A 22395-nucleotide genomic window follows, 5' to 3' on the forward strand; every position below is an offset into this window, starting at 1 on the left:
CCAAAGACATGAAGGGGAACAAACATGTCCAGACTGCGCAGATCCGCAATTCTCGCCCTTGCTGCCGCAAGCCTCATCCCCCAGACCCTCGTCGCGAAGGCCGGCGAGCTCAACTACCTGACCTGGGAGGGTTATGCGGTTGACGGCTTCATCTCCAAGTTCGAGGCCGCCTCGGACTGCAAGGTGACGGCCTCCTATGTCGGCTCGAACGACGACTTCGCCGCCAAGCTCGCCGCCGGCGGCGGCGTCTACGACATCATCAGCCCCTCCCTCGATACCGTGCCGATGATGCGGCAGGCCGGCTTCGTCGCGCCGATCGACACGGCCAAGGTGGAGGGCTTCGACGGCATCTATCCGGAATTCTCCAAGCAGAGCGACGTGGTGGCCGACGGCGAGACCTGGGCCGTACCGCTGATCTGGGGCTCCGTCTCGCTGATCTACCGTCCCGACAAGCTGGCCACCAAGCCGGATTCCATCTCCGTCCTGTTCGACCCCGCGCTCAAGGGCAAGGTCTCGCTCTGGGACGACAAGTCGGCGCTCTACTGGACGGCGCGCTATCTCGGCTACGACAATGTCTTCGACCTCACCGACGAGCAACTGGACGCCGTGAAGGCCAAGCTCATCGAGCAGAAGGCGCTGATCCGCAAATACTGGGCCTCGGCGGGCGAACTGACCGAGCTGATGGCCAACCAGGAAGTCTATGTCTCCAACGCCTGGACAGGCCTGACCAGCAAGGACGTCAACAACCTCAAGAAGGGCTTCGAGGTCGTCGAGTTCACGCCGAAGGAAAAGGCCGAGGGCTGGATGGATTCCATGATGCTGGTGAAGGACTCCCCGAACGAGGAGTGCGCCTACAAGTTCATGAGCTTCATGCAATCGCCCGAGGGCCAGTGCGGCGTCGCCCAGTCCACCGGCTATTTCCCGGTCAATCCGAAGGCCGTGCAGGGCTGCATGGATGACCAGATGAAGAAGGATCGCCAGGTCGACAATGTCGAGTTCGTCAAGAGCCTCGTCATGTGGCAGCAGCCCGTCCGCCTCGACAAGTATCTGGAAACCTGGAACGCCGTGAAGGCCGCGCCGTAAGGCCCTGTCGGGAAGCGCCCCGGAAGGCGGCGCTTCCCGACACCCACGCGAGACATTTCAACAGACACGGGGATCCGATGACCTCCAACCCGATTGTAACGCTTGCCGGCGTTGCGAAACGATATGGCGCATTCCTTGCCCTTCAGGAGACCGACCTTGCGATTGCCGAGGGCGAGTTCGTGACCCTGCTCGGCCCCTCGGGCTGCGGCAAGACGACGACGCTCAGGCTGATCGGCGGCTTCGAGCAGGCAAGCGCGGGCCGCATCGCCATCGCCGGCCAGGACGTGACGGACAGCCCGCCCTATCGCCGGCCGGTCAACACGGTCTTCCAGGACTATGCGCTGTTTCCGCATATGAGCGTGGCGGAGAATATCGGCTACGGCCTTTCGGTGAAATCCGGCCGCGTGGCGAAGGCCGAGCGGGACAGGCGCGTCGCCGACGCCCTCGCCATGGTCGGGCTGGAGGGCAAGGCCGGCATGCGGCCCGGCGCCCTCTCGGGCGGCCAGCGCCAGCGCGTGGCGATGGCGCGCGCCATCGTGCGCCGCCCGCGCGTGCTGCTGCTCGACGAGCCGCTTTCGGCGCTCGACGTGAAGCTGCGCGAGGGCATGCAGGTCGAGCTGAAGCGCCTGCACCGCGAGCTCGGCATCACCTTCCTCATGGTCACGCACGACCAGAACGAGGCACTGGCGCTCTCCGACCGCATCGTCGTCATGAAAGAGGGCCGCATCGCGCAGGTCGGCTCGCCGACGGATCTCTACGATCGTCCCGCCAGCCCCTATGTCGCGGATTTCATCGGCGGCGCGAACCTGGCGGATGCCGAGGCCCTCGGCGGCGGCGCTTTCCGGCTTGCGGGCGGACAGGTGCTGCACAGCCGGCGCGGCGAGGCCGCCAGCCTTGCCGCCAGCCGCCATGCCAGCCTCGGCCTTCGCGCCGAGCACCTGCATGTCACGGCGGTCGGGGCGGAAAACACGCTCGCCTGCACCGTGATGGAACGCCTGTTCCACGGCGACCGGCTGCGGGTCGAGCTCATGCCCGAAGGGGCCGCAAGGCCGATCTTCGCGGAGCTTCCACGCACGGCCGTCCCGGCGGAGCTTGCGCCCGGTGATCGCGTGACGATCGGCATCGACCCCGCCGACGTGCTGGTCTTCGAAGCGGAGGGCGGGCGATGAACCTCACCCGCCGCACCTTCCCCGGCTTTGCCGCCCTGTTCTCGCTGCCGCTCTTCTGGGTGCTGCTGCTGATGATCGTGCCCTATGCGATCATGATCTCGGTGGGCTTCTGGTCGCGGCAGTTCCCGCTGTTCTATCCGGATTTCCAGTTCGGCAACTACGCGCAGATCGCCGCCGACCCGCAATACACGACCGTCATCCTGCGCACGCTGAAGATCGCCGCTTCCGTCACGCTCTGCTCGCTGCTGCTCGGCTACCCGCTCGCCTATTTCCTCGTCTTCACCGTCCGCTCGCGCGCGCTGCGCAACCTTCTCTACATGTCGGTGATCGTGCCGCTCTGGGTGTCCTACCTGCTGCGCGCCTATACGTGGAAGATCATCCTCGGCACGGACGGCGCGCTGAATTCGCTGCTGGTCTCAACCGGCATCGTCTCGGCGCCGCTCGACATCTTCCTCTACAACCAGACCGCCATGGTGGTGACGCTGGTCTATATCTTCGTGCCTTTCATGGTCATGCCGCTCTTCGCGGTGCTCGACAACATTCCGCGCCGCCTGATCGAGGCGTCGGAGGATCTCGGCGTCGGTCCGTTCATGACCTTCTGGAAGGTGATCTTCCCGCTGTCGCTCGGCGGTGTCGTGGCCGGCGCGACCATGACCTTCTGCCTGTCCTTCGGCGATTTCGTCGCGCCCGTTCTCGTCGGCGGGCCGGACGGGACGATGGTGGCGAACCTCCTGCAAACGCAGTTCGGCGCCGCACTCAACTGGCCGCTCGGATCGGCGCTCGCGACGCTCGTGCTCGCGCTGGTGCTGATCCTCCTGCAACTCTCCAGCCGTCTCGACCGGGCCGGCCGGGTCGATCTTTTCTAGGAGGGTGCCATGCTGCGCTTGAGATGGTGGCAGAAGGGCATGGTGGGCGTCAGCCTCGGCGTGCTCGCCTTCCTCTACCTGCCGATCGTCATCCTCGTGATGTTCTCCTTCAACGACAGCAAGGTGACGTCCTTCCCGCTTTCCGGCTTCACGCTGCACTGGTACGAGGCCTTCCTCGCCAACGGCCAGATGCTGCGGGCACTCGCCAACAGCCTGTGGGTGGCGCTCTTCGCAACGGCACTCTCCGTCGTCATCGGCGTGACGGCGGCGCTCGCGCTCGACCGCTACGACTTTCCCGGCAAGCGGCTGTTCCAGAACGTCATCCTCCTGCCCCTCAGCCTGCCCGGCATCGTCACCGGCATCGCCATGCTGAACTTCTACAAGCAGATCGGCATTCCGCAGAGCCTGACGGCGGTGGTGATCGGCCATGCGACGGCGCTGCTCGGCGTCGTCGTCTCGCAGGTCATGGCGCGGCTCGCCAAGATCAACCGCCGCCAGTTCGAAGCCTCCGCCGATCTCGGCGCGACGCCCTTCGAGACCTTCCGCCACGTCACGCTGCCGGGCATCCGCAGCGCCATCCTCGGCTCGGCGCTGCTCTGCTTCACGCTGTCCTTCGACGAAATCCCCGTCACCTACTTCCTGACCGGCCGCGAGGTGACGCTGCCGATCTACATCTATTCGACGCTCCGGCGCGGCATCACGCCGGAAATCAACGCCATCGGCACGGTGATCGTCGCCGTGTCCTTCGTCCTCATCGTCCTCTCGGTCACGCTCCTGCGCGACCGCGACCAATCCTGATCCATGGAAGGGAGAACAAGCATGGATGCCTCGACCTACACGCTCGATTTCTGGCGCAGCAAGGCAAGCGGCCTCAAATTCCGCACGCAGCACTTCATCGACGGGGCCTATGTCGCTTCCGCCGACGGCCGGACCTATCCGACGATCAATCCCGCGACCGGGGCGACCATCGCCGAGGTGGCGCGCGGCGGGGCGGCGGAGATCGACCGCGCCGTCGCCGCCGCCCGCAAGGCCTACCGCTCCGGCGCATGGTCACGCATGGACCCGCGCGCCCGCATGGCCGTGCTGGAGATATTCTCCGCCCTCATCGAGGCGCATTCGGAGGAATTCGCCGTGCTCGACAGCCTCGACATGGGCAAGCCGGTCATGGACATGATGAACATCGACATTCCCGGCTCCGTCACGTCGCTGAAATTCTTCGCCGAGACGATCGACAAGATCGAGGGCGCGGTGACGGCAACGGCGGCCAATGCCCTGCACTACATCCTGCGCCAGCCGCTCGGCGTCGTCGGCCTCATCGTGCCGTGGAACTATCCCCTGATGATGGCCGCCTGGAAACTGGGCCCGGCGCTGGCGACGGGCAATTCCGTCGTGCTGAAACCGGCCGAGCAATCGCCGCTCTCGGCCAACCTGCTCGCCGAACTCTTCATCGAGGCGGGCGGCCCGGCGGGCGTCTTCAACGTGGTGCACGGTCTCGGCGAGGAGGCCGGCAAGGCGCTGGCGCTGCACAACGACGTCGACAAGATCGGCTTCACCGGTTCCACCGAGGTGGGCAAGCTGCTGATGATCTATGCCGGCCAGTCGAACATGAAGCGCGTCTCGACCGAGTGCGGCGGCAAGACGCCCCAGATCGTCCTCGGCGACTACGACGATCTCGACACCGCCGTCACCTATGCCGTCAACGGCATCTACGGCAACCAGGGCGAGGTCTGCAATGCGGGCTCGCGCATCCTCGTGGAGAAACGCATCCACGACGACTTCGTCGAGCGCTTCACGGCCCGCACGCGGGAGAACTTCGTGCTCGGCGATCCGCTCGATCCTTCGACGACCATCGGCCCGCTCGTCACCGCCTCGCACCAGCAGCGGGTGCTGAACTATATCGACATCGGCCGGCAGGAAGGGGCGGCGCTGCGCTTCGGCGGCGGCACTCTCGCCGCCTCGCCGAAAGGCGCCTTCGTCGAGCCGACCCTCTTCACGGGCGTCGACAACGGCATGCGCATCGCCCGCGAGGAGATCTTCGGCCCGGTCGCCGCGATCATCCCGGTGGAGGGCATCGACGACGCCGTCGAGATCGCCAACGATTCCATCTATGGCCTCGCCGCCTCCGTCTGGACCCGCGACATCTCCAAGGCGCACCGCTTCGCCCGTGATATCGAGGCCGGCGTCGTCTGGGTCAACTGCTTCGACCACGGTGACATGACCTCGATCTGGGGCGGCTACAAGCAGACCGGCAACGGCCGCGACAAATGCCTGGAAGCCCTGACGCAGTACACGCAGACGAAATCGGTCTGGGTGAATCTCGATTAAGCCCGCATGACTACTCCCGGGACGGCACAAGACGCGCCGTCCCGGGAGCCATGAAATCTATCGCGATCCCCGCCGAAATTCGGCAAGGCTCCGATCTTGCGGTTCCGGTTCATTACCGTGCGACGGAAAACCACATAGGCCGCTTCCTCGGGTAGGTCGTGCGGGCGCATCGGGAAGCCATTCAGGCGCATATTCCCCGTTTACAAAACATGATTATTATATACAAGTATTGCCACCAAGGCCCGTCCAGCACAGGCCTATCGATAGGCCGCGCGCGTGCCGGCTGCCTCCTACCATCATGACTGCCGCGGGAAGATCGGCCGAGACTTCTGAAGCAATGACGTCCAAGAATGAGGAAATGGCGGCTCTCTACCTGTCCGAGCGGGAGCGGCTTCACCGGCAGATAAACCGGCGTGTCGGATGTGCCGCCACGGCATACGACCTCGTGCAGGACGTCTTCCTTCGCCTCTGGGAGCGCTCCCCGCTGGGCACGGGCAACCATGCCGCCTATCTGTCGCGCTGCGCGCGCAATGCCGCGATCGATCATCTGCGGGCGCAGCAGACGCGCCGCTCGCTGGAAGACGGCCTGCTGCCGGAGCAATATGCGGCCAGCCCGGCCTCCCCGCACGACATATTGCAAGCAAGGGAGGGCCTGCGCAGCATCGACCAGGCGCTTGCGGCGCTGCCCAAGCAGACCCGGCATATCTTCCTTCTCAACCGCATCCACGCTAGAACCTTCGCCGAAATCGCCTCGGCCATGGGCATTTCGCAGCGCGCGGTCGCCAAGCACATGGCGCGCGCCGTGGCCGCCTGCCAGGAAAGCCTTCCCGATTGAGGGGCGGAAGAGCGAGATGAACGAGACCGGGACATCCGAACGGACGGAGAGGGACATCGAGGCGGAAGCGCGCGCATGGTTCATCGACCTGCTGCAGACGCCCACCGAGCGCAAGAGGATCGCCTTCGAAGCCTGGCGCGCGGCCGATCCCGCGCATGCGGAGGCATTCAGGTCGGTGGCCCTCGCCTGGGAGGCGGCGGAACAGCCCGGCAGGAGCCTTGCCGAGGCGGAAGCCGACGAACTGGCGGTCTATCTTCGCGCCATGGATGGCGAGAAGAGCCACAGGCGCACCACGCGCAACCTTGCCGGCCTCGTCGTCATCCTGCTCTGTCTCCTTTGCGGCGCCGTCTGGCTCGAACGCCCGCACCTGCTGCAGGACATGACCGCCGATTATGTGAGCCCGCGCGGCGAGCGCGCCAGCATCGCGCTGGCCGACGGCTCGACCATCCTGCTCGATGCCGACAGCGCGCTTTCCGAGGATTTCACGGCGGGCGAACGGCGGGTGCGGCTTTTGCGCGGGGCGGCCTTCTTCGAGGTGACGCACGATGCGGCGCGGCCCTTCATCGTCGCGGCCGGCGAAGGTGAGGTCCGCGTCCTCGGCACGCGCTTCGATGTGCGCCTGCTCGACGACAGGACCGTCGTCACGCTCGCCCATGGCAGCGTCGCGGTCACCGCTGGGTCCGACCGGGCGCAGGCCCTGCTGAAGCCGGGCGAACAGGTCGCGTTCGGCAAGGCGGGCCTCGAGCCGGTCGAGAGCGTGAACATCGAGGACAGCCTCGCCTGGCACAACGGCCGCTTCGTCTTCTACCGCGCCCGCCTTGCGGATGTCGTGCGCGAGATCGAGCGCTACCGGAAGGGACGGATCGCCATCGCCTCGACCCGGCTGGCGAACGAACGCGTGACCGGCAGCTTCCCGCTCGACGACACGGATGCCGCGCTCGCCTCGCTTCAGGCATCCGTCGGATTCCGGTTCCATGCGCTTGCCGGACGCCTCACCGTGATCACGCCATGAAATTCGCCTTGCGCCCCAGATAGTTGATGAAAAAATTCAGGATTCTTCGCCCCAAGGGGTTCATCGTCGCTGCCTCTCATCCGTGAAGGAGTCAGAACGCGGACGGAACGGGTTTCCGCCGCGCACTGCCTTGAGCGAGAGGAAGACTATCCATGGCATGGAATCATATGGGGCGGACCGGCTACCTTCTGGCGGCCAGCCTTCTGGCGTCGGCAGCCTGCGGCATCGCAGGCGCCCGGGCACAGGAACAGGGACAAAGCGGACAGTTCGTTTTCGACATCGCCGCCAAACCCGTGACCCAGGCCGTCAACGATATCGGCCGGGTGACGGGCCTTTCCGTCGTGTTCCGCGAAAACCGCGCCATTGCCAAGACCGGCAAGCCCGTGCACGGCCCCATGACGGCCAATGAAGCCCTCTCGCGCCTGCTCGACGGCACCGGCCTGCTCTATCGCTTCAGCAATGCGACGACGGTGCAGATCTACGATCCGGTCGGAACCGACGGCGCCGCGCTCAATGCCGACGGCTCCACCGCCCTTTCCCCCATCGTTATCGACGGGGACACCAACGGGGCGAACAGCTTCGTCGCCTCGCGCTCGATGGGCGCGACGAAGACCGGCGCCCGGCTGATCGAGGTTCCGCAATCGGTTTCCGTCATCGGCCGCAAGCAGATGGAGGCCCAGAACGCGCAGAGCGTGACGGAATTGCTGCGCTACGTTCCCGGCGTCGCCATCGAGACCTACGGGCCGGACCCCAAGGGCTACGACTGGATCATGATGCGCGGCTTCAACGCCCAGGCGACGAGTTCCTATCTCGACGGCCTGCGCCAGGTTTCCAGCAGCTACAGCTTCTACCGCACCGACCCCTATGCGCTGAACACGATCGAGGTGCTGCGCGGCCCCTCCTCGTCGCTCTACGGCCAGAGCGATGCAGGCGGCATCGTCAACAAGACGTCGAAGAAGCCGACGGAGGAGGACATTCGGCAGGTCGAGCTCGAATATGGCAGCCACCAGCGCCGGCAGGTGGCCTTCGATCTCGGCGGCGCGCTGAACGACGACAAGAGCGTCCTCTACCGCATGGTCGGCGTCGCCCGGAAATCCAATACCCAGTTCCAGTATTCCGACGGCACCAATATCGCCGACGACCGCCTGATGATCGCGCCGTCGATCACCTGGAAGCCGGATGAAGACACGACGCTGACGGTCACCGGGCAGGCGCTGAAGGACGACAGCGGCGGCACCATCATGCTCTTCAAGCCGACCAACATCCTGCTCGGCGATCCGAGCTTCAACAAGAGCGCCCAGCGGCAGCAGACCATCGGCTACGAATTCGAGCACCGTTTCGACGACACCTTCACCTTCCGGCAGAACGTTCGCTACGGGCATGTCGATTTCATGCTGGACAACCTCTTCCTCCAGGGCCTCGGTGCGACGGGCCTTGACCGTTTCGCCCGGCGCTTCGACGAAAGCTTCAACTCCTTCACCGTCGACAACCAGGTGCAGGCCGATTTCGAAACGGGTGCCCTTTCCCACCAGGCCCTGCTCGGCTTCGACTATAGCTGGTCCGATGCCGACGTGAGGCGCTACCAGGGGCCGGCCCCCTCGATCGACCCCAGTGCCCCGATCTACGGCGTCCCCGTCCCGACCCCGACCACGCCCATCGCCGACTATACCGAGCGCTACAGCCAGGCCGGCATCTATGCGCAGGACCAGATCAGGTTCGGCGACGGCTTCATCGCGACGATCGGCGGGCGCTACGACTGGCTCGACCTGGATACCGACAACCGCCTCGGCTCGGACACCAGCATCGATATCGGCAACTTCTCGGGCCGCGCCGGCCTGAGCTACGTCACCACCTTTGGCGTCGTCCCCTATGTCAGCTTCTCGCAGTCCTTCGTGCCGAACAGCGGCGTCGATGCGAGCGGCAACACGTTCGATCCCTCCCTCGGCCGCCAGTGGGAGGCCGGCGTCAAATACCAGCCGGACAGCTTCGACGGGCTCTTCACCGTGGCCTATTTCGACATCGTGAAGACGAACGTGCTGAATTATCTGGCGGGCGGCGTCATTGTCGCGACGGGCGAGATCGCTTCGCGCGGCCTCGAGGTCGAAGGCAAGTTCAGCCTCGGCGGCGGATGGGACTTCACCGGTTCCTACACCTACACGAATGCCGAGATCACCAAGGACGCGCTCGGCTATGCCGGCAACCGCCCCATGCTCGTGCCGGAGCACCAGGCGTCGGCCTGGCTCAACTACACGTTCGACGACGGCGTGCTGGAGGGAGCTTCGATCGGCGGCGGCATACGCTATGTCGGCGATGTCTACGGCAACAATGCCAATACCTTCTCCGTGCCGAGCCGGACGCTCTTCGACGTCGGGGCGAGCTATCGCATCAACGAGCATGCCAAGGTCTCCCTGAACGCGACCAACCTCTTCGACCGGAAATATTTCACCACCTGCGAAGCCAGCTATTCCTGCTACCAGGGCGACCGGCGCTCGGTGATCGGCAAGCTCACGGTCGACTTCTGAGAGCGAAGGGCGCGCCGTCGCGAGGCGGTGCGCCCCAAATGGTCATGCTGAAGCGACGCTCCTTTCTTTCCGGCGGCCTTGCCGCCCTTCTCCCCTTCGCCCCGCTCCGGGCGGAGGGGCATAGGCGTATCGCCGCCGTCGACTGGGCGGCGGCGGAATCCCTGCTTGCGCTCGGGGTCGCCCCGCTCGCGGTCGCGGATACCGGCTACTACAACCAGCGCATGCCGCAGGCCCTGCCCGCGCAGACGCTGGACATCGGCCCGTTCTGGGAAATCAACCTCGAGCTTCTCGACCGGCTTCGCCCCGACCTCGTCTTCATCGGCGCGCCGAGCCTCTTCATGACGCCGCGCCTGCGCGAGATCGCGCCGGTCGAGGTGGTGGAGGAAATGATCGGCGAGGGAAGCTACGACCGCGCCGGCACAATCCTGCGCCAGTGCGGGCGCGCGGCCGGATTGCCCGGCGGCACGGCCGAAGCGGTCCTCGCCAGCGTCGAGCGCCAGATGGACGTGCTCGCGGCCCGCATCGACCGCACGCGCCCGATCTGCATCCTCCTGCCCGACCAGAGCGGCAGCCGCGCGATGGTCTATGGAAACGGCAGCATGCCGGGCTCGGTGATCGACCGGCTGGGTCTCGTCAATGCGTGGAAGGGACCAACCAATGCGAGCGGCTTCATCCAGGTCGGCTTCGAAGCCCTGGTGGCACTGGAAGACGCGATCTTCATGCAGATGGAGATCCCGACGCTTGCGCCCCAGACCGAAAGGGTGCTGGCGGACAGCCAGCTCTGGCAGCGCCTTCCCGCCGTGCGGCAAGGACGGGTGAACCGCCTCGGCCAGTTCTATCCCTTCGGCGGCTGCCTTTCGACCCTTCATCTCGCCGCCGCGCTGACCGCCGCGGTCCCGGACCGATCAGGAGAAGGCGCACCGTGACCATCGCTTACCCCCTTGCGCAGACGCGGCGCGGCTTCCGGCTGACGGCCCTCTTCGCCCTGCCCGCCATCGCGCTCGCCCTAGTGGCCGCCGTCCAGACGATCGATCCCGCCATACTCTTCTACAGCACGCTGCCGCGGATCGCCGCGGCGGTGGTGTCCGGCTTCCTCCTCGGCCTTGGCGGCGCGGTCTTCCAGCGCACGTTCGACAATCCGCTGGCCGAGCCGACGGTCCTCGGCATATCCGGCGGCGTGGCGCTCGCGCTTGCGGCAAGCCTCGTCTTCGCGCCGATGCTATGGTCGCACGGTTATCAGGTCGTGGCCCTTGCGGGCGCAGCGCTCGCCCTCGCGACGACGCTCGCCGTTGCCTGGGGACCGCGCCTGTCCTCCTCGACGCTGCTGCTCGCGGGGATCATGCTGAACCTCTTCTGCAATGCGGCCTATACGGCCCTCGTGCTGTTCAACCACGATTTCCTCAGCAACCTCCTGACCTGGCAGGTCGGCTCGCTGCAGCAGAGCGGGTGGGGGCCGTCGCTCCGCCTGATGGTTCTCGCCGTCCTCGCCATCGGCCCGCTTTGCCTGCTCGAAAAGCCGCTGAGGCTGCTTTCCCTCGGCCACGAGGCCGCCGCGAACCTCGGCGTTTCGGTACGCACGATCAAGCTGCTCCTGCTTGTCATCGCCTCGTTCCTCGCGGCATCCGTCACGGCGGAATTCGGCCAGATCGGCCTGATCGGCCTTGCCGCTCCCGCCATCGCCCGCGCGGTCTGGGGACGCGCGCATCCCGGCCTGTTCAAATGCGCCGTGACCGGGGCCTGGCTCCTGCTGCTGACGGACCAGGTCATGCGCCTGCTGTCCACCGTCGCCGGCGACCTGCCGGTCGGCGCGGCGGCCGGCCTTCTGGCGGGGCCTGTCCTGATCCTCCTTGCCCGCCGGGCGCCGACCAGCGCGCCGAAGGTCATGCCTATACCGGCGGTCCGGCCGGCGGGCGACAGGCGGCTGCTCCTCCTTCTCGCCGCCGCCCTGCCTCTGGCGGCATTCGTCGCGCTCTTCTACGGCCGCGGCCCGGAAGGCTGGGCCTTCGCCGGGCAGGACGACCTCGCCCTCATCTGGCGCTGGCGCCTTCCCCCGCTGCTGGCGTCCGCAGGCGCGGGCGTCTGCCTTGCCCTTGCGGGGCTGCTGCTGCAGCGCCTTCTCCGCAACCCGCTCGCCAGTCCCGACCTCCTCGGCATCACCCATGGCGCCGGTCTGGCGCTCGCCATCGCCTTCGTCATCCTCCCGACCATGGGCGTGGCGACGAAATTCGCGATCACGGCGGCGGGAGCCACGGCAGCCCTGCTCGCCGTTACCCTGCTCGGGCTGCGATCCCGGTTCGAGCCTTCGCGCATGCTGCTGCTCGGCCTCGGGCTCGCCAATACGGCCAATGCGATGCTGGTCATCGCGCTTGCCGGGGGCGGGCAGCGGGGCGCCGCGCTCTTGGGGTGGTTCGCGGGAATGACCGCCGGGGTAGACATGGCCGCGGCGGTGGCGGCATGCGTCACCGGCCTCTTCTGCCTTGCCGCCTGCCTGCTGATGCACCGGAGGATCGACCTGATCGCGCTCGGCGATGCGACGGCGACCGGTTTCGGCGTGCCGGTCAGGACTTCCCGGGCCCTCGGGATCGGCCTTGCCGCCCTGGCGATAGCCGCCGGAACGATGGTCGTCGGCCCGATCAGCTTCATCGGCCTGATGATACCGCATGTCGCCGCCCTCATCGGCTTTCGCGGCATGGCGACGGCAAGCATCGCCAGCGCCCTGATCGGCGCGCTGATCATGGTGCTTGCCGAATGGCTGAGCCGCAACCTCGCCTGGCCCTGGCCCCTGTCGCCAAGCCTCATCGCGGCGCTTGTCGGCGGCCCATGGTTCCTGTGGCATTTGCGGCGGCAGGCCAAGGAGGCCGCATGAAACCCGATGCCTTCCCCATAAGGAAATTCCCGTGACCTATCCGCAAACCTCATCGAGCGGCGAGCTGCTCTTCCGCCTGGAAGGCGTCGCCTACAGTGCCGGCGGGCGCGGGATACTGCCAGCGCTCGACCTCCAGATCGGGGCGGGACGGACGATCGGCCTGATCGGGCACAACGGGTCGGGCAAATCGACCCTGATCAAGCTTCTCGCCCGCCAGATCGCGCCGTCCACCGGGCGGATCCGTTTCGGCGGGCGTGCGCTTGAAAGCTGGCCGAGCCGCGAATTCGCCCGCAACCTTGCCTATATGCCGCAACAGGTGCCGACCGCGGTGGGGACGAGCGTCCACGAACTCGTGAAATTCGGCCGGTACCCCTGGCACGGCTCGCTCGGCTCCTTCGGCGCGACCGACCGGATGAAGGTGGAGGAGGCGCTCGACCTCACGGGCATGACGGCCATGGCCGGCCGGCATGTCGAGACGCTTTCCGGCGGCGAGCACCAGCGTGCCTGGCTTGCCGCGCTGATCGCGCAGGACAGCCGGTGCCTGCTGCTGGACGAGCCGATCTCCGCGCTCGACATCGCCCATCAGGTCGCCATGCTCGATCTCGTGCGCGACCTGACGAAGACCAAGGGTCTCACCACCATCATGGTCCTGCACGACGTCAACATGGCGAGCCGCTACTGCGATGAGATCATCGCGCTGCATGGCGGCACGGTCATCGCCCGCGGCACGGCGCCTTCGATCATGACGCCGGAGACGCTGCGGGCGATCTACGGAATGGACTTCACCGTGCATGTACAGGCCGGATCGGGACGGCTGGCGGCCCTCGTGACGTGACATCGATGCTGCGCTTCGCCAATCGCGAAGCGGGAAAGCCCCTCGCCCCGGAAAGCGATCAAAGGCTTACGCGATTGAACGCAGTCAGATGGCTTGCGACCTGCGCAAGCTCGTCCGCCCGCCGGTCTTCGTCCCAGCCCAGCGCGGCGGCGGCAATCGCCGCGATCTCGTCGAGCCCTTCGGTCGTCAGCCTGCCTTCGATGGCAAGCGTCGTCCGGCGCATGGCGATATCGGCGAGATGTTCGACCATCTCGTTGCGCGCGATCCAGTCGATCTCGCCGCGGCCGTAGCCTTCGACATGGGCGAGCGACGCATCTCCCGTCTCCTTGATATGGGCGAGAACCACATCGGCGGTCGTCCCGTAGCGGGCAAAAAGCGCCTCGACGCGCGCTTCGGGCAGGCCGCTCTTCGCGGCGCGCCCGGAAATCCACGCGCGCCGCTCCGCCGTCTCCACCGGAAAGCCGCGCCCGCCACCGATCGGCAGCATCTGCGTGCTTACCGCCCGGTTCCGGCCGAGGCGGGAGAGGATCGTGTCGGCCACCTCCTCGGCAAAGCCGCGGAACGTCGTCCACTTGCCGCCGACCAGCGAGATGACGGAGAACGGCCGGCCTTCCGCCGGCTCCGCCACCGGGGCCGAATGGTCGCGGCTGATGAGGCCCGGCTGGCTGGCGTCGGAGGCCGGCAGCGGGCGGATGCCGCTATAGGTGTAGACGATCTGCTCGCGGCCGAAATGCAGGGCCGGCAGGAGCGAGCGGAGGCTGGCGAGGAAATAGTCGATCTCGTCCTCCTCGCAGCGCACCGTATCGGGATTGTCCGCCTTGATATCCGTCGAGCCGACGAGCGCGAGACCGAGGAAATCGTAGACGAGGCAGATGCGGCCGTCGTCCGCCTCGAAATAGATCATGCGGCCCTTGAGGCTTTCGACCAGTTCAGGGTGCCTCAGGAGGATATGCGACCCCTTGGTGCCGCCGATCAGCTTGCCGGAAACGCCAAGCGTGTCGTTGACATGATCGATCCACGGCCCCGCCCCGTTGACGACGATGCCGGCACGGGCAAATCGCTCGCTACCGCGCGGATCCCGCAACCGCAGCACGCCGTCGTCCTGCCCGAGCAGCGTCGTGTCGTTCATGGCGCGGGAGGCCGGGCTGGCGTCGAGGCCGTCGCGCACCAGCTCCCAGACGAGCCGTTCGGGCCGGCTGATCTTGGCGTCGTAATAGATGCCGCCTGCGACGATGCGCGGCGTGATCGCCGGCATCTCCTCCAGCGCCTTGCGGCGGAAGAAGAACTGGTGCTTCGGCATGACGCGGTGGCGCGCGCCGTAGAGATCGTAGAGCGCAAGGCCGATCTTGATGAGGAGCGCGCCGCGGCTGCGCGGGGCGGTGGTGGAGCCGAGCAGCGTGCGTAGCGCCGCGAAGGCGCCCTTCGTCAGCGAGAAGGAGGGAATGAAGGTCGGCAGCGCCTCCACGCAATGCGGCGCGTTGCGCAGGAGGAGGTTGCGCTCCAGCGTCGACTGCGCGACGAGGCCGAGCTCGCCGGTCTCCAGATACTTGATGCCGCCATGGATGAGGCGCGAGGGCGCGGCGCTGGTGCCGGAGCCGAAGTCGGCCTTGTCGACGATCAGGCATTTCAGCCCCTGCAGGCAGAGATCGCGGAAGAGCCCTGCCCCGTTGATGCCCGCGCCAAGGACGATGACGTCGAAGGTCTCGACGGTTCCGGCTGTCGTTTCTGTCATGATCGGCATTCCTAAACTTGCGCCGCCCCGCCGAGACGCCGCAGCGTCGGCCAGAGCGGTTTCATCGCCTCGGCGAGATCGAGGAAGACCCGGTATTTCTCGTCATAGGCACGCTGCCGGTCGAGGTCCGGCTGATAGGTCGTCTCGATCGACGCGAGGTCGCGCGGATCGTCGGTGGGCGAGGCGTAGAGGCCGGCGCCCGCACCCGCGCAGAGCGCCGCGCCCCAGGCCGCCGCCTCCTCGGTGCGCGTCGCGGTGACGGGCATGCCGAGGATATCGGCGAAGAGGCCGGCCATGGCGGGATTGCGCGAGACGCCGCCCGTCAGGCGCGCGGCGGTCGGCGCGAAGCCGTCGCGCAGCGCGTCGACATGGACGCGGTGGTTGAAGGCGATGCCCTCCAGCACCGCGCGGACGAGGTCGCCGCGGTCGTGCCAGGCATTGAGGCCGTAGAAGCCGGCGCTGGACGCGCCGCCGAAGGGCGAGCCGAAGAGGTAGGGATGGAAGAAGGTGCTCGAAGGCCGCTCGCGCGCCGCCTCGAATTCCCTGCCGAGGACCGTATGGATGCTCTCGCCGGCCGCCTCCGCCTGCCGGGCATCGGCGGCGCAGAACTGCTCGATGAACCAGTCGTAATTGGCGGTGGAGGCCGGAGAGATGGACATGTTGTTCCATTCGCCGGGCAGGATGCCGTTGCGGCAGAACCAGCGGCCATCGACCTTCGGCGCGGGCGAGACGGTCTCGTTGATCGAATAGGTGCCGGCGATGACGGCCACCACCCCTTCGCCATAGCCGCCCATGCCGAGCGCGGAAGCCGTGACGTCGTGCAGGCCCGCCATGACGGGCATGCCCTCGACCAGCCCCGTCAGGCGCGCGGTCTCCGCCGTCACGCCGCCGACCACCTCGGTGGAAGCCGCCATCGGCGGCTGCCGTCCGGCGAGGCGGCCCAGCCCGAAGAGGCGGAAGGCGTCCTCGGCATAGTCCTGCGTCGTCACATCCGTGAAGGAAGTGCTCGCCTCCGTGCGGTCCGTGCCGATGGTGCCGCAGAGGCAGAAGCGCAGCCAGTCCTTGGCGGCGATGAAATGGGCGATGCGGGCATAGCGCTCCGGCTGGTGCTCGAATATCCAGCGCAGGATGGCGGAGGGCGCCGAGGCGTGCGGGCGCTGGCCGGTCAGTTCCAGCGCGCGGGCGCCGATCTCGCCCTCGTTCCACGCATCGGCAATCGCCCCGGCGCGCGTATCGAGCGAGACAATGGCGGGGCCGAGCGGCCTTTTGTCTTCATCAAGGAGGTAGATGCCGTCGCCGTGGGCGGTCGCGGCAATCGCCACGATATCGGAGGCCGGGCGGCCGCAGGCGGCGATAGCCTCGCGGATGGCGTCGGCCGTCGCGGTCCACAGGCCGTCCATGTCGCGCTCGACATGCTGCGGCGCGGGGATGAGCTGGGGAACGCGCCGGCGGGCGATGGCGAGCACCGTGCCGTCCGCGTCGAAAATGACGGCCTTGGTCACCGTCAGGCCGCTGTCTATACCCATGATGCAGGGCATCCATGCCTCCATTCTCGAGCGAACGGCGGAACGGAACCGGGTATCGGGGCAGCCGCGGCGGCGGTCCCCTCAGCCGGACCGTTCGCCGTCCGCCACAATCACGTTGATCCCCTTCGAGCGCATGCGCGACAGGTGGGAGATCGGAATATCCTCGTCGACGATCACCGCGTCGAATTCCTTGAGCGTCGCGAAGTGATGCAGCGCGCGCCGCTCGAATTTGGTGTGGTCCGCCAGAAGCACACGCCTTGCCGCGCTTTCGAACATCGCCCGCTTGGTCTCCACCGTCTCGGGCGACTGGTGATAGACCACGTCGTCGACGATGGCCGACAGCGACATGAACACGGTGTCGGCGCGCAGCCGGCGGATCTCGTTGGTGGTGATGTGCCCCATGAAGGCATTGCACCAATTGTAGAACTGTCCCCCGAGACAGATGAGGTTGAGGTCGCTCACCTCCTTCAGCTCGTTGATGAGGACGAGCGAGTTGGTGATGACCGTCAGCGGCACCTTGGCCGGCAGGAACCTCGTCATCTCGTGCACGGTCGTGGCGTCGTCCATGAAGATCGCCTGGCCCGGCTCGACGAACTGCATGGCGGCCTTCGCAACCGCCTTCTTCTCCTTCGCCTGCCGGGTGGCGCGGTAGACGTCGGAGGATTCGATGAGGCTGGTCGGCGCGGCGGAGACAATGCCGCGCGTCTTGCGGAAGAGGCCGCGGCTGACGAGTTCGTCGACATCGCGGTGCGCCGTCATGAGGCTGATGCCGAAGCGCTCGGTCAGGTCCTCGATGCGGATCGAGCCTTCGGCGATCACCGTCTCGGCGATCATCTGGCGCCGCACGAGCTGGCGCGCATGCCGGCTGTCGCTCGGCAATTCTTCCGAAAGCAAATCCTTGACGTCGACTTTCTTGTTCACCGGAGGCCCTGCCATGCTTCGAGGATAGAGGTTTCGTATCTCGTATCGGGCGGCAAGGAAAATGCCAAGCTGGCCCGGAAAAGCCCGGGAATGCGAGATGGGAGCGCCCGCGGACGGGCGCTCCCGGGATCGATTACTCGCTCAGAACGAAGGGAGCGGTGTACTTGTCGACATTGTCCTTGGTGATCAGGAGGCAATCGAAGAGCTGCTTTTCGGTGTCGACACCGGTCGAGCCGTTCTTGATCACGTTGTCGGCCTGCTTGACGGCCGCTTCCGAGAAGACGGCGACCGGCTGGAGGACGGTGTACTGCAGCTCACCGGCCTTGATGGCGGCAACCGCATCCGGCGAACCGTCGAAGCCGCCGACCTTGACCTGGTCGAGCTTGCCGGCTTCCTTGAGCGCGGCGATGGCGCCGAGGGCCATCTCGTCGTTGCCGCTGATCACGCCGATGATGTCGGGGTTCGCCTGGAGCATGGACTGCATCTTGTCATGGCCCTTGGTGCGGTCCCAGTCCGCCACTTCCTTGGCGGCCTTCTCGAGGTCCGGATACTGCGTCAGGACGGTTTCGTAGCCGTTCGAACGCGTCGCGGCGTTGTTGTCGGAGGGAGCGCCGAAGAGTTCGACATACTTGCCCTTGTCGCCGACCGCCTCGACCCACTGCTGCGCACCGAGAGCGGCGCCCTGGGCGTTGTTCGAGACGAGCTGCGCCTTGGCGAGGCCTTCCTGGTTGATCTCGGCATTGACGAGGATGACCGGGATGCCGGCGGCGACGGCCTTCTTGACCGCACCGACGGAACCGTCGGCATTCGCCGGGTCGAGGATGATGGCGACCGACTTGTTGGTGATCGCGGTGTCGATCAGGTTGCTCTCGGTGTTGGTGTCACCCTTGTGGGCGCCGACATTGGCCGTGTAGCCGAGGTCTTCGGCGGTCTTCTTGGCGACTTCGCCTTCCGTGAACCAGTAGGGGTTCGACGGATCGTTGACGATGACGGTGATCAGGCCGTCCGCCCAGGCAGAGCTGAACAGCAGCGGCATGACGGCCGTTGCCGCGAAGAGTAGACGCATACCTTTTTTGAACATGGTCTCACTCCCTTTGTTGAGTCCGGTTGTGCCGATTGTCGGCAATACTTTCCGCTGCCGGGCCACTCGATGGTCCGCCTCTCCCGGCAGCGGTCAGTCTGTGCCGGTCGCCGCTGAGGTCAGCGGCGGCCGTATTTGACGCTGTTCAGGAGAACAGCGGTAACGATGACGGCGCCGGTGAAGACCGTCTGCCAGTAGGCCGAGACGCCGATGATCACGAGGCCGTCCGAGAGGAAGCCGATCACGAAGGCGCCGAGCATGGTGCCGATGACCGTGCCGCGGCCGCCCGTCAGCGCCGCGCCGCCGATGACGACGGCGGCGATCGCCGTCAGTTCGTAGGTGGTGCCGGCCGTCGGGCCCGCCGAGGTGAGCTGCGAGGAGAGGACGAGGCCGGCGACGGCGGCGCAGATGCCCGAGAGCACATAGACCGTGATCTTCACGCGCTTGACCGGCACGCCCGACAGTTCCGCCGCGCGCTCGTTGCCGCCCGAGGAATAGAGCCAGCGGCCGAAGGCCGTGCGGGCAAGCAGGACATGGCAGGCGATGGCGAAGACGAGGAGCACGAGGACGCCGATCGGAACGCCCGCAAGGCGGTTGAAGCCGAGCCAGTCGAAACCGGTATTGCCCAGTTCGGGACGGCCGCCGAGATTGTTGTAGGTGAGGCCGTTGGTCATCAGGAGCGCGATGCCGCGGGCGACATAGAGCACGCCGAGCGTCGCGACGAAGGCCGGCACCTTGAGATAGGCGATGAGCACGCCGTTCACCGCGCCGACGACCGCGCCGAGCAGGCAGGTCAGCACCACGACGACCCAGACCGAGGGATAGAGGATGATGCCGAGCTGCGGCAGCGTCACGCCCTGCATGAGAAAACCGGCAACGACGCCGGCAAGGCCGAGCGTCGAGCCGACCGAGAGGTCGATGCCGCCGTTCAGGATAACCAGCAGCATGCCGATGGCGAGCAGGCCGAAGATGGCGACATGCGAGGCCATGATCAGGAAGTTGCTGACCGTGAAATAGTTCGGCGACATCAGCGAGAAGACGACGACGATGGCGATCAGCGCGAAGAAGGCGCGGCCTTCGAACAGAAGCTCGATCAGGCTCTTCTTGCGCTTGCCGCCGCTTGCCGCTGCCTTCGTCTGGATTGCAGGTGTGACTGACATGGGTTCAGCGCTCCTAATGGGCATGCACGGCTTCGCCGGAGGCGGCCATGATCTGTTCTTTGGTCGCGTCGGGACCGAATTCGGCGGAGATGCGGCCGCGCCGCATGACGATGATGCGATGGGCGATGCTCAGGCATTCGCCGACTTCCGAAGTCGTGTAGACCACGGCGAGCCCCTGCTTCGCGCGCTCGGCGAGCAGCTTGAAGACCTCCGCCTTGGCGCCGATGTCGATGCCGCGGCTCGGTTCGTCGAGCAGGATGACCTCGGGATCGGTCGCCAGCATCTTGCCGATGACGACCTTCTGCTGGTTGCCGCCCGACAGCGAGCCGATGGCGGCTGCGCCGCCGTCCGTCTTGATATGCACCTTGCGGATCGCGCTATCGACGAGCCCGCCTTCGCGTGACGTCGAGGTGAAGAGGCCGCGCGTGAAGGCGCCGAGGCTGGCGAGCGAGAGGTTGCGGCCGACGCTCATGGTCTGCACCAGTCCGTCGCGCTGGCGGTCTTCCGGCACGAGCACGAGGCCGTCGCGGATGCATTCGGCGATCGACTGGCCGGTGACGTCCCTGCCCTTCAGCACGACCTTGCCGGCGGTGGATTTCAGGCGGCCCGCGACGGTTTCGAGCAGTTCCGTGCGCCCTGCGCCCATCAGGCCGTAGATGCAGACGATCTCGCCCGCGCGCACCGACAGCGACATGCCGTCGACGACCGAATAGCCGGCGCCGCCCGGATCGGGAACGGTCAGGCCCTCGATGGAGAGCGAGACATCGCCCATCTGGTAGCCGGCCGGCGGCGAGCCGAGGTCGAAATTATCGCCTACCATGTGGCGGACGATCCATTCGAGATCGATGTCCTTGCGCTCGGCATAGGCCGTCATCGTGCCGTCGCGCAGCACCACGGCATGGTGGGTGATCTGCAGCGCCTCTTCGAGGTGGTGCGAGATATAGACGATGGAGACTCCGCGGCCGGTCAGGTCGCGGATGACCTTGAACAGCACCTCGACCTCCGAGGCCGACAGGGCCGATGTCGGCTCGTCCATGATCAGGATGCGCGAATTGACCGAAAGGGCGCGCGCGATCTCGACGATCTGCTGCTGGCCGAGCCGTAGGTCCTCGACGAGCGTTAGAGGATCGATGTCCTCTTCGAGTTCTTCCATCAGGAGGCGCGTCTGGCGCTCTTCCTCGGCGAAGTCCACGCCCGTGGAGGTCATGATCTCGCGCCCCATGAAGATGTTGTCGCGAACGTTCATGTTCGGGGCGAGGCTGAGCTCCTGATGGATGATGGAGATGCCGCGGTCACGTGCTTGGGAGGATGACGCGAAGACGACCGGTTCCCCATCGAGAATGATTTCGCCCGATGTCGGCCTGACCACACCGGAGAGGATCTTCATCAGCGTCGACTTGCCGGCGCCGTTTTCGCCGAACAGGGTCGTCACCTGCCCGCGATGGATATCGAAATTGACGCCCTTGAGGGCATGGACGCTGCCGTAGGATTTCGCCACGTTGCGCGCGGCAAGAACGACTTCGCCCTTCTGTCCGGTTTCGGGGATCGCGCTCATTGGACGTCGAACCTCACGGGCGTGACGATCCAGCTCTTCGGATTGACGAGCTTGAAGACGCCGATGACGGAAACGGTCTTGCCGGAAAGGGCCGCCGGATCGAGGCCGTCGAGAACGACCTTCTTGACCTCGTTGTTGATGGCGGAGCCGGCATCCTGGTATTCGATCTGGTTCTTGAACTGGCCGAACTCGATCTGCCCCGTCGCATCGCGCAGGTCCGTGCCGTTGAGCGCCGGGCCGGTCTGGACCCGCACCGTCAGCTCGGGCGGCAGGCCTTCGACGGCGACGACGTTGTAGTTCGCCTTGCGCTCGCCGACCACGCCTGTGAACTTGACCGGGAAGACCGGGCCGGTGGAGGTGTTGACGCCGTATTTCTCGCTGGCGGCCTTCTTGTCGGCGGCGATCGCCTGCGACAGCTCAGCCGCGTCGGCAGCGCGCGTCTCGACGCTCTGCTTGATGATCGGGAACTGCTCGGCACCGAAGGCCACGGGCGAGAATTTCTGGACCTGGACGTCGGCCTCGGAGCCGATCTGCACGATTTTCGTGTCGAAGGCCATGGCTCCCACCAGCACGACGACGGCGGCGATGCCGATCCAGCGGTAGCTGCGGGCGGGCCGGGGCGATTTCGAGAGCGTGGCGTCAGTCATGTCGGATGGCCTTGCGGTTGAACGGTGAAAGCGTCAGCGGGCGCGCCGGCACGATGCCGGGGACATCGACGGGCCGGAAGACACGACCATGGCGCCAGGGCCGCGTGCCGATGCCTTCGAAACGGAACATGTCATGATGCCCTCCCCATGAACGCGCCGGCCGGATCTCCTCTTCCGCCTTGCGCTGCAGTGCACACTTTTTCGCAGTTGCGATATATGTGTGTGATATGTCGCAGTATATATGTTAAATTAACACGAGC

At 66.3% G+C, this 22395-nt stretch carries 19 protein-coding genes; 11 read left to right on the plus strand and 8 right to left on the minus strand.

From position 1 onward, the window contains the following. The first annotated feature begins 24 nt into the window (after nucleotides 1-24). The 11 genes from ACZ1A1_RS10730 to ACZ1A1_RS10780 all read left to right on the plus strand — a co-directional run bounded on the left by ACZ1A1_RS10730 (nucleotide 25) and on the right by ACZ1A1_RS10780 (nucleotide 13513). Nucleotides 25-1083 carry an ABC transporter substrate-binding protein gene (locus ACZ1A1_RS10730; RefSeq protein ID WP_463619912.1) on the plus strand — a complete coding sequence of 353 codons (1059 nt, stop codon included), beginning with the start codon at nucleotides 25-27 and terminating at the stop codon, nucleotides 1081-1083. A gap of 77 nt (nucleotides 1084-1160) precedes the next feature. Continuing rightward, nucleotides 1161-2252 carry an ABC transporter ATP-binding protein gene (locus ACZ1A1_RS10735; RefSeq protein WP_463619913.1) on the plus strand — a complete coding sequence of 364 codons (1092 nt, stop codon included), beginning with the start codon at nucleotides 1161-1163 and terminating at the stop codon, nucleotides 2250-2252. Further along, the gene (locus ACZ1A1_RS10740; RefSeq protein ID WP_463619914.1) at nucleotides 2249-3118 is read left to right on the plus strand and encodes an ABC transporter permease; all 870 of its coding nucleotides are present in this window, start codon (nucleotides 2249-2251) and stop codon (nucleotides 3116-3118) included. The genes ACZ1A1_RS10735 and ACZ1A1_RS10740 overlap by 4 nt, the downstream gene beginning before the upstream one ends. Before the next feature lie 9 nt (nucleotides 3119-3127). Beyond that, on the plus strand, nucleotides 3128-3916 hold the full coding sequence (locus ACZ1A1_RS10745; RefSeq protein WP_203320232.1) for an ABC transporter permease: 789 nt from the start codon (nucleotides 3128-3130) through the stop codon (nucleotides 3914-3916). 21 nt (nucleotides 3917-3937) lie between these two features. Further along, entirely contained in the window at nucleotides 3938-5443 is a 1506-nt protein-coding gene (locus tag ACZ1A1_RS10750; protein WP_463619915.1) for an aldehyde dehydrogenase, read from the plus strand. Between the two features lie 337 nt (nucleotides 5444-5780). Then, a complete protein-coding gene (locus tag ACZ1A1_RS10755; protein ID WP_415214285.1) occupies nucleotides 5781-6278 on the plus strand; it encodes an RNA polymerase sigma factor in 498 nt (165 codons plus the stop codon). Nucleotides 6279-6294: 16 nt separating this feature from the next. Continuing rightward, nucleotides 6295-7290: a FecR family protein gene (locus ACZ1A1_RS10760; RefSeq protein ID WP_463619916.1), complete on the plus strand. Its 996-nt coding sequence runs from the start codon at nucleotides 6295-6297 to the stop codon at nucleotides 7288-7290. Between the two features lie 152 nt (nucleotides 7291-7442). Beyond that, nucleotides 7443-9812 carry a TonB-dependent siderophore receptor gene (locus ACZ1A1_RS10765; RefSeq protein WP_463619917.1) on the plus strand — a complete coding sequence of 790 codons (2370 nt, stop codon included), beginning with the start codon at nucleotides 7443-7445 and terminating at the stop codon, nucleotides 9810-9812. A 44-nt stretch (nucleotides 9813-9856) separates the two neighbouring features. Continuing rightward, nucleotides 9857-10738, plus strand: coding sequence for an ABC transporter substrate-binding protein (locus ACZ1A1_RS10770; protein ID WP_463619918.1), 882 nt, complete (start codon nucleotides 9857-9859; stop codon nucleotides 10736-10738). Continuing rightward, nucleotides 10735-12678 carry a Fe(3+)-hydroxamate ABC transporter permease FhuB gene (gene fhuB, locus ACZ1A1_RS10775; RefSeq protein ID WP_463619919.1) on the plus strand — a complete coding sequence of 648 codons (1944 nt, stop codon included), beginning with the start codon at nucleotides 10735-10737 and terminating at the stop codon, nucleotides 12676-12678. The genes ACZ1A1_RS10770 and fhuB overlap by 4 nt, the downstream gene beginning before the upstream one ends. A 31-nt stretch (nucleotides 12679-12709) precedes the next feature. Continuing rightward, nucleotides 12710-13513, plus strand: a complete 804-nt coding sequence (locus ACZ1A1_RS10780; protein ID WP_463619920.1) for an ABC transporter ATP-binding protein — start codon at nucleotides 12710-12712, stop codon at nucleotides 13511-13513. A 58-nt stretch (nucleotides 13514-13571) separates the two neighbouring features. Here ACZ1A1_RS10780 and ACZ1A1_RS10785 read toward each other — a convergent pair whose 3' ends face one another. The 8 genes from ACZ1A1_RS10785 to ACZ1A1_RS10820 all read right to left on the minus strand — a co-directional run bounded on the left by ACZ1A1_RS10785 (nucleotide 13572) and on the right by ACZ1A1_RS10820 (nucleotide 22265). Then, nucleotides 13572-15245, minus strand: coding sequence for a glycerol-3-phosphate dehydrogenase/oxidase (locus ACZ1A1_RS10785; RefSeq protein ID WP_463619921.1), 1674 nt, complete (start codon nucleotides 15243-15245; stop codon nucleotides 13572-13574). A gap of 11 nt (nucleotides 15246-15256) precedes the next feature. Then, nucleotides 15257-16783 carry an FGGY-family carbohydrate kinase gene (locus ACZ1A1_RS10790; protein ID WP_463619922.1) on the minus strand — a complete coding sequence of 509 codons (1527 nt, stop codon included), beginning with the start codon at nucleotides 16781-16783 and terminating at the stop codon, nucleotides 15257-15259. Nucleotides 16784-16852: 69 nt separating this feature from the next. Next, nucleotides 16853-17707: a DeoR/GlpR family DNA-binding transcription regulator gene (locus ACZ1A1_RS10795; protein ID WP_370643670.1), complete on the minus strand. Its 855-nt coding sequence runs from the start codon at nucleotides 17705-17707 to the stop codon at nucleotides 16853-16855. Nucleotides 17708-17825: 118 nt separating this feature from the next. Beyond that, complete coding sequence (locus tag ACZ1A1_RS10800; RefSeq protein ID WP_463619923.1) at nucleotides 17826-18773, minus strand: substrate-binding domain-containing protein; 948 nt, start codon at nucleotides 18771-18773, stop codon at nucleotides 17826-17828. Nucleotides 18774-18892: 119 nt separating this feature from the next. Further along, the gene (locus tag ACZ1A1_RS10805) at nucleotides 18893-19933 is read right to left on the minus strand and encodes an ABC transporter permease (protein WP_119255687.1); all 1041 of its coding nucleotides are present in this window, start codon (nucleotides 19931-19933) and stop codon (nucleotides 18893-18895) included. Between the two features lie 13 nt (nucleotides 19934-19946). Beyond that, entirely contained in the window at nucleotides 19947-21488 is a 1542-nt protein-coding gene (locus ACZ1A1_RS10810; protein WP_119255686.1) for a sugar ABC transporter ATP-binding protein, read from the minus strand. Further along, nucleotides 21485-22135 carry a DUF2291 family protein gene (locus tag ACZ1A1_RS10815; protein ID WP_463619924.1) on the minus strand — a complete coding sequence of 217 codons (651 nt, stop codon included), beginning with the start codon at nucleotides 22133-22135 and terminating at the stop codon, nucleotides 21485-21487. Before ACZ1A1_RS10815 ends, ACZ1A1_RS10810 begins: the two co-directional genes overlap by 4 nt. Beyond that, a complete protein-coding gene (locus ACZ1A1_RS10820; RefSeq protein ID WP_313192545.1) occupies nucleotides 22128-22265 on the minus strand; it encodes a hypothetical protein in 138 nt (45 codons plus the stop codon). Before ACZ1A1_RS10820 ends, ACZ1A1_RS10815 begins: the two co-directional genes overlap by 8 nt. Between the last annotated feature and the right edge of the window lie 130 nt (nucleotides 22266-22395).

It is taken from the genome of Shinella sp. R2-11 (assembly GCF_055330205.1).

Coding starts and splice junctions, on each gene's coding strand:
- ACZ1A1_RS10730 (WP_463619912.1), top strand. CDS start 25: ATGTCCAGACTGCGCAGATCCGCAATTCTCGCCCTTGCTGCCGCAAGC.
- ACZ1A1_RS10735 (WP_463619913.1), top strand. CDS start 1,161: ATGACCTCCAACCCGATTGTAACGCTTGCCGGCGTTGCGAAACGATAT.
- ACZ1A1_RS10740 (WP_463619914.1), top strand. CDS start 2,249: ATGAACCTCACCCGCCGCACCTTCCCCGGCTTTGCCGCCCTGTTCTCG.
- ACZ1A1_RS10745 (WP_203320232.1), top strand. CDS start 3,128: ATGCTGCGCTTGAGATGGTGGCAGAAGGGCATGGTGGGCGTCAGCCTC.
- ACZ1A1_RS10750 (WP_463619915.1), top strand. CDS start 3,938: ATGGATGCCTCGACCTACACGCTCGATTTCTGGCGCAGCAAGGCAAGC.
- ACZ1A1_RS10755 (WP_415214285.1), top strand. CDS start 5,781: ATGACGTCCAAGAATGAGGAAATGGCGGCTCTCTACCTGTCCGAGCGG.
- ACZ1A1_RS10760 (WP_463619916.1), top strand. CDS start 6,295: ATGAACGAGACCGGGACATCCGAACGGACGGAGAGGGACATCGAGGCG.
- ACZ1A1_RS10765 (WP_463619917.1), top strand. CDS start 7,443: ATGGCATGGAATCATATGGGGCGGACCGGCTACCTTCTGGCGGCCAGC.
- ACZ1A1_RS10770 (WP_463619918.1), top strand. CDS start 9,857: ATGCTGAAGCGACGCTCCTTTCTTTCCGGCGGCCTTGCCGCCCTTCTC.
- ACZ1A1_RS10785 (WP_463619921.1), bottom strand. CDS start 15,245: ATGACAGAAACGACAGCCGGAACCGTCGAGACCTTCGACGTCATCGTC.
- ACZ1A1_RS10790 (WP_463619922.1), bottom strand. CDS start 16,783: ATGCCCTGCATCATGGGTATAGACAGCGGCCTGACGGTGACCAAGGCC.
- ACZ1A1_RS10795 (WP_370643670.1), bottom strand. CDS start 17,707: ATGGCAGGGCCTCCGGTGAACAAGAAAGTCGACGTCAAGGATTTGCTT.
- ACZ1A1_RS10800 (WP_463619923.1), bottom strand. CDS start 18,773: ATGTTCAAAAAAGGTATGCGTCTACTCTTCGCGGCAACGGCCGTCATG.
- ACZ1A1_RS10805 (WP_119255687.1), bottom strand. CDS start 19,933: ATGTCAGTCACACCTGCAATCCAGACGAAGGCAGCGGCAAGCGGCGGC.
- ACZ1A1_RS10810 (WP_119255686.1), bottom strand. CDS start 21,488: ATGAGCGCGATCCCCGAAACCGGACAGAAGGGCGAAGTCGTTCTTGCC.
- ACZ1A1_RS10815 (WP_463619924.1), bottom strand. CDS start 22,135: ATGACTGACGCCACGCTCTCGAAATCGCCCCGGCCCGCCCGCAGCTAC.
- ACZ1A1_RS10820 (WP_313192545.1), bottom strand. CDS start 22,265: ATGTTCCGTTTCGAAGGCATCGGCACGCGGCCCTGGCGCCATGGTCGT.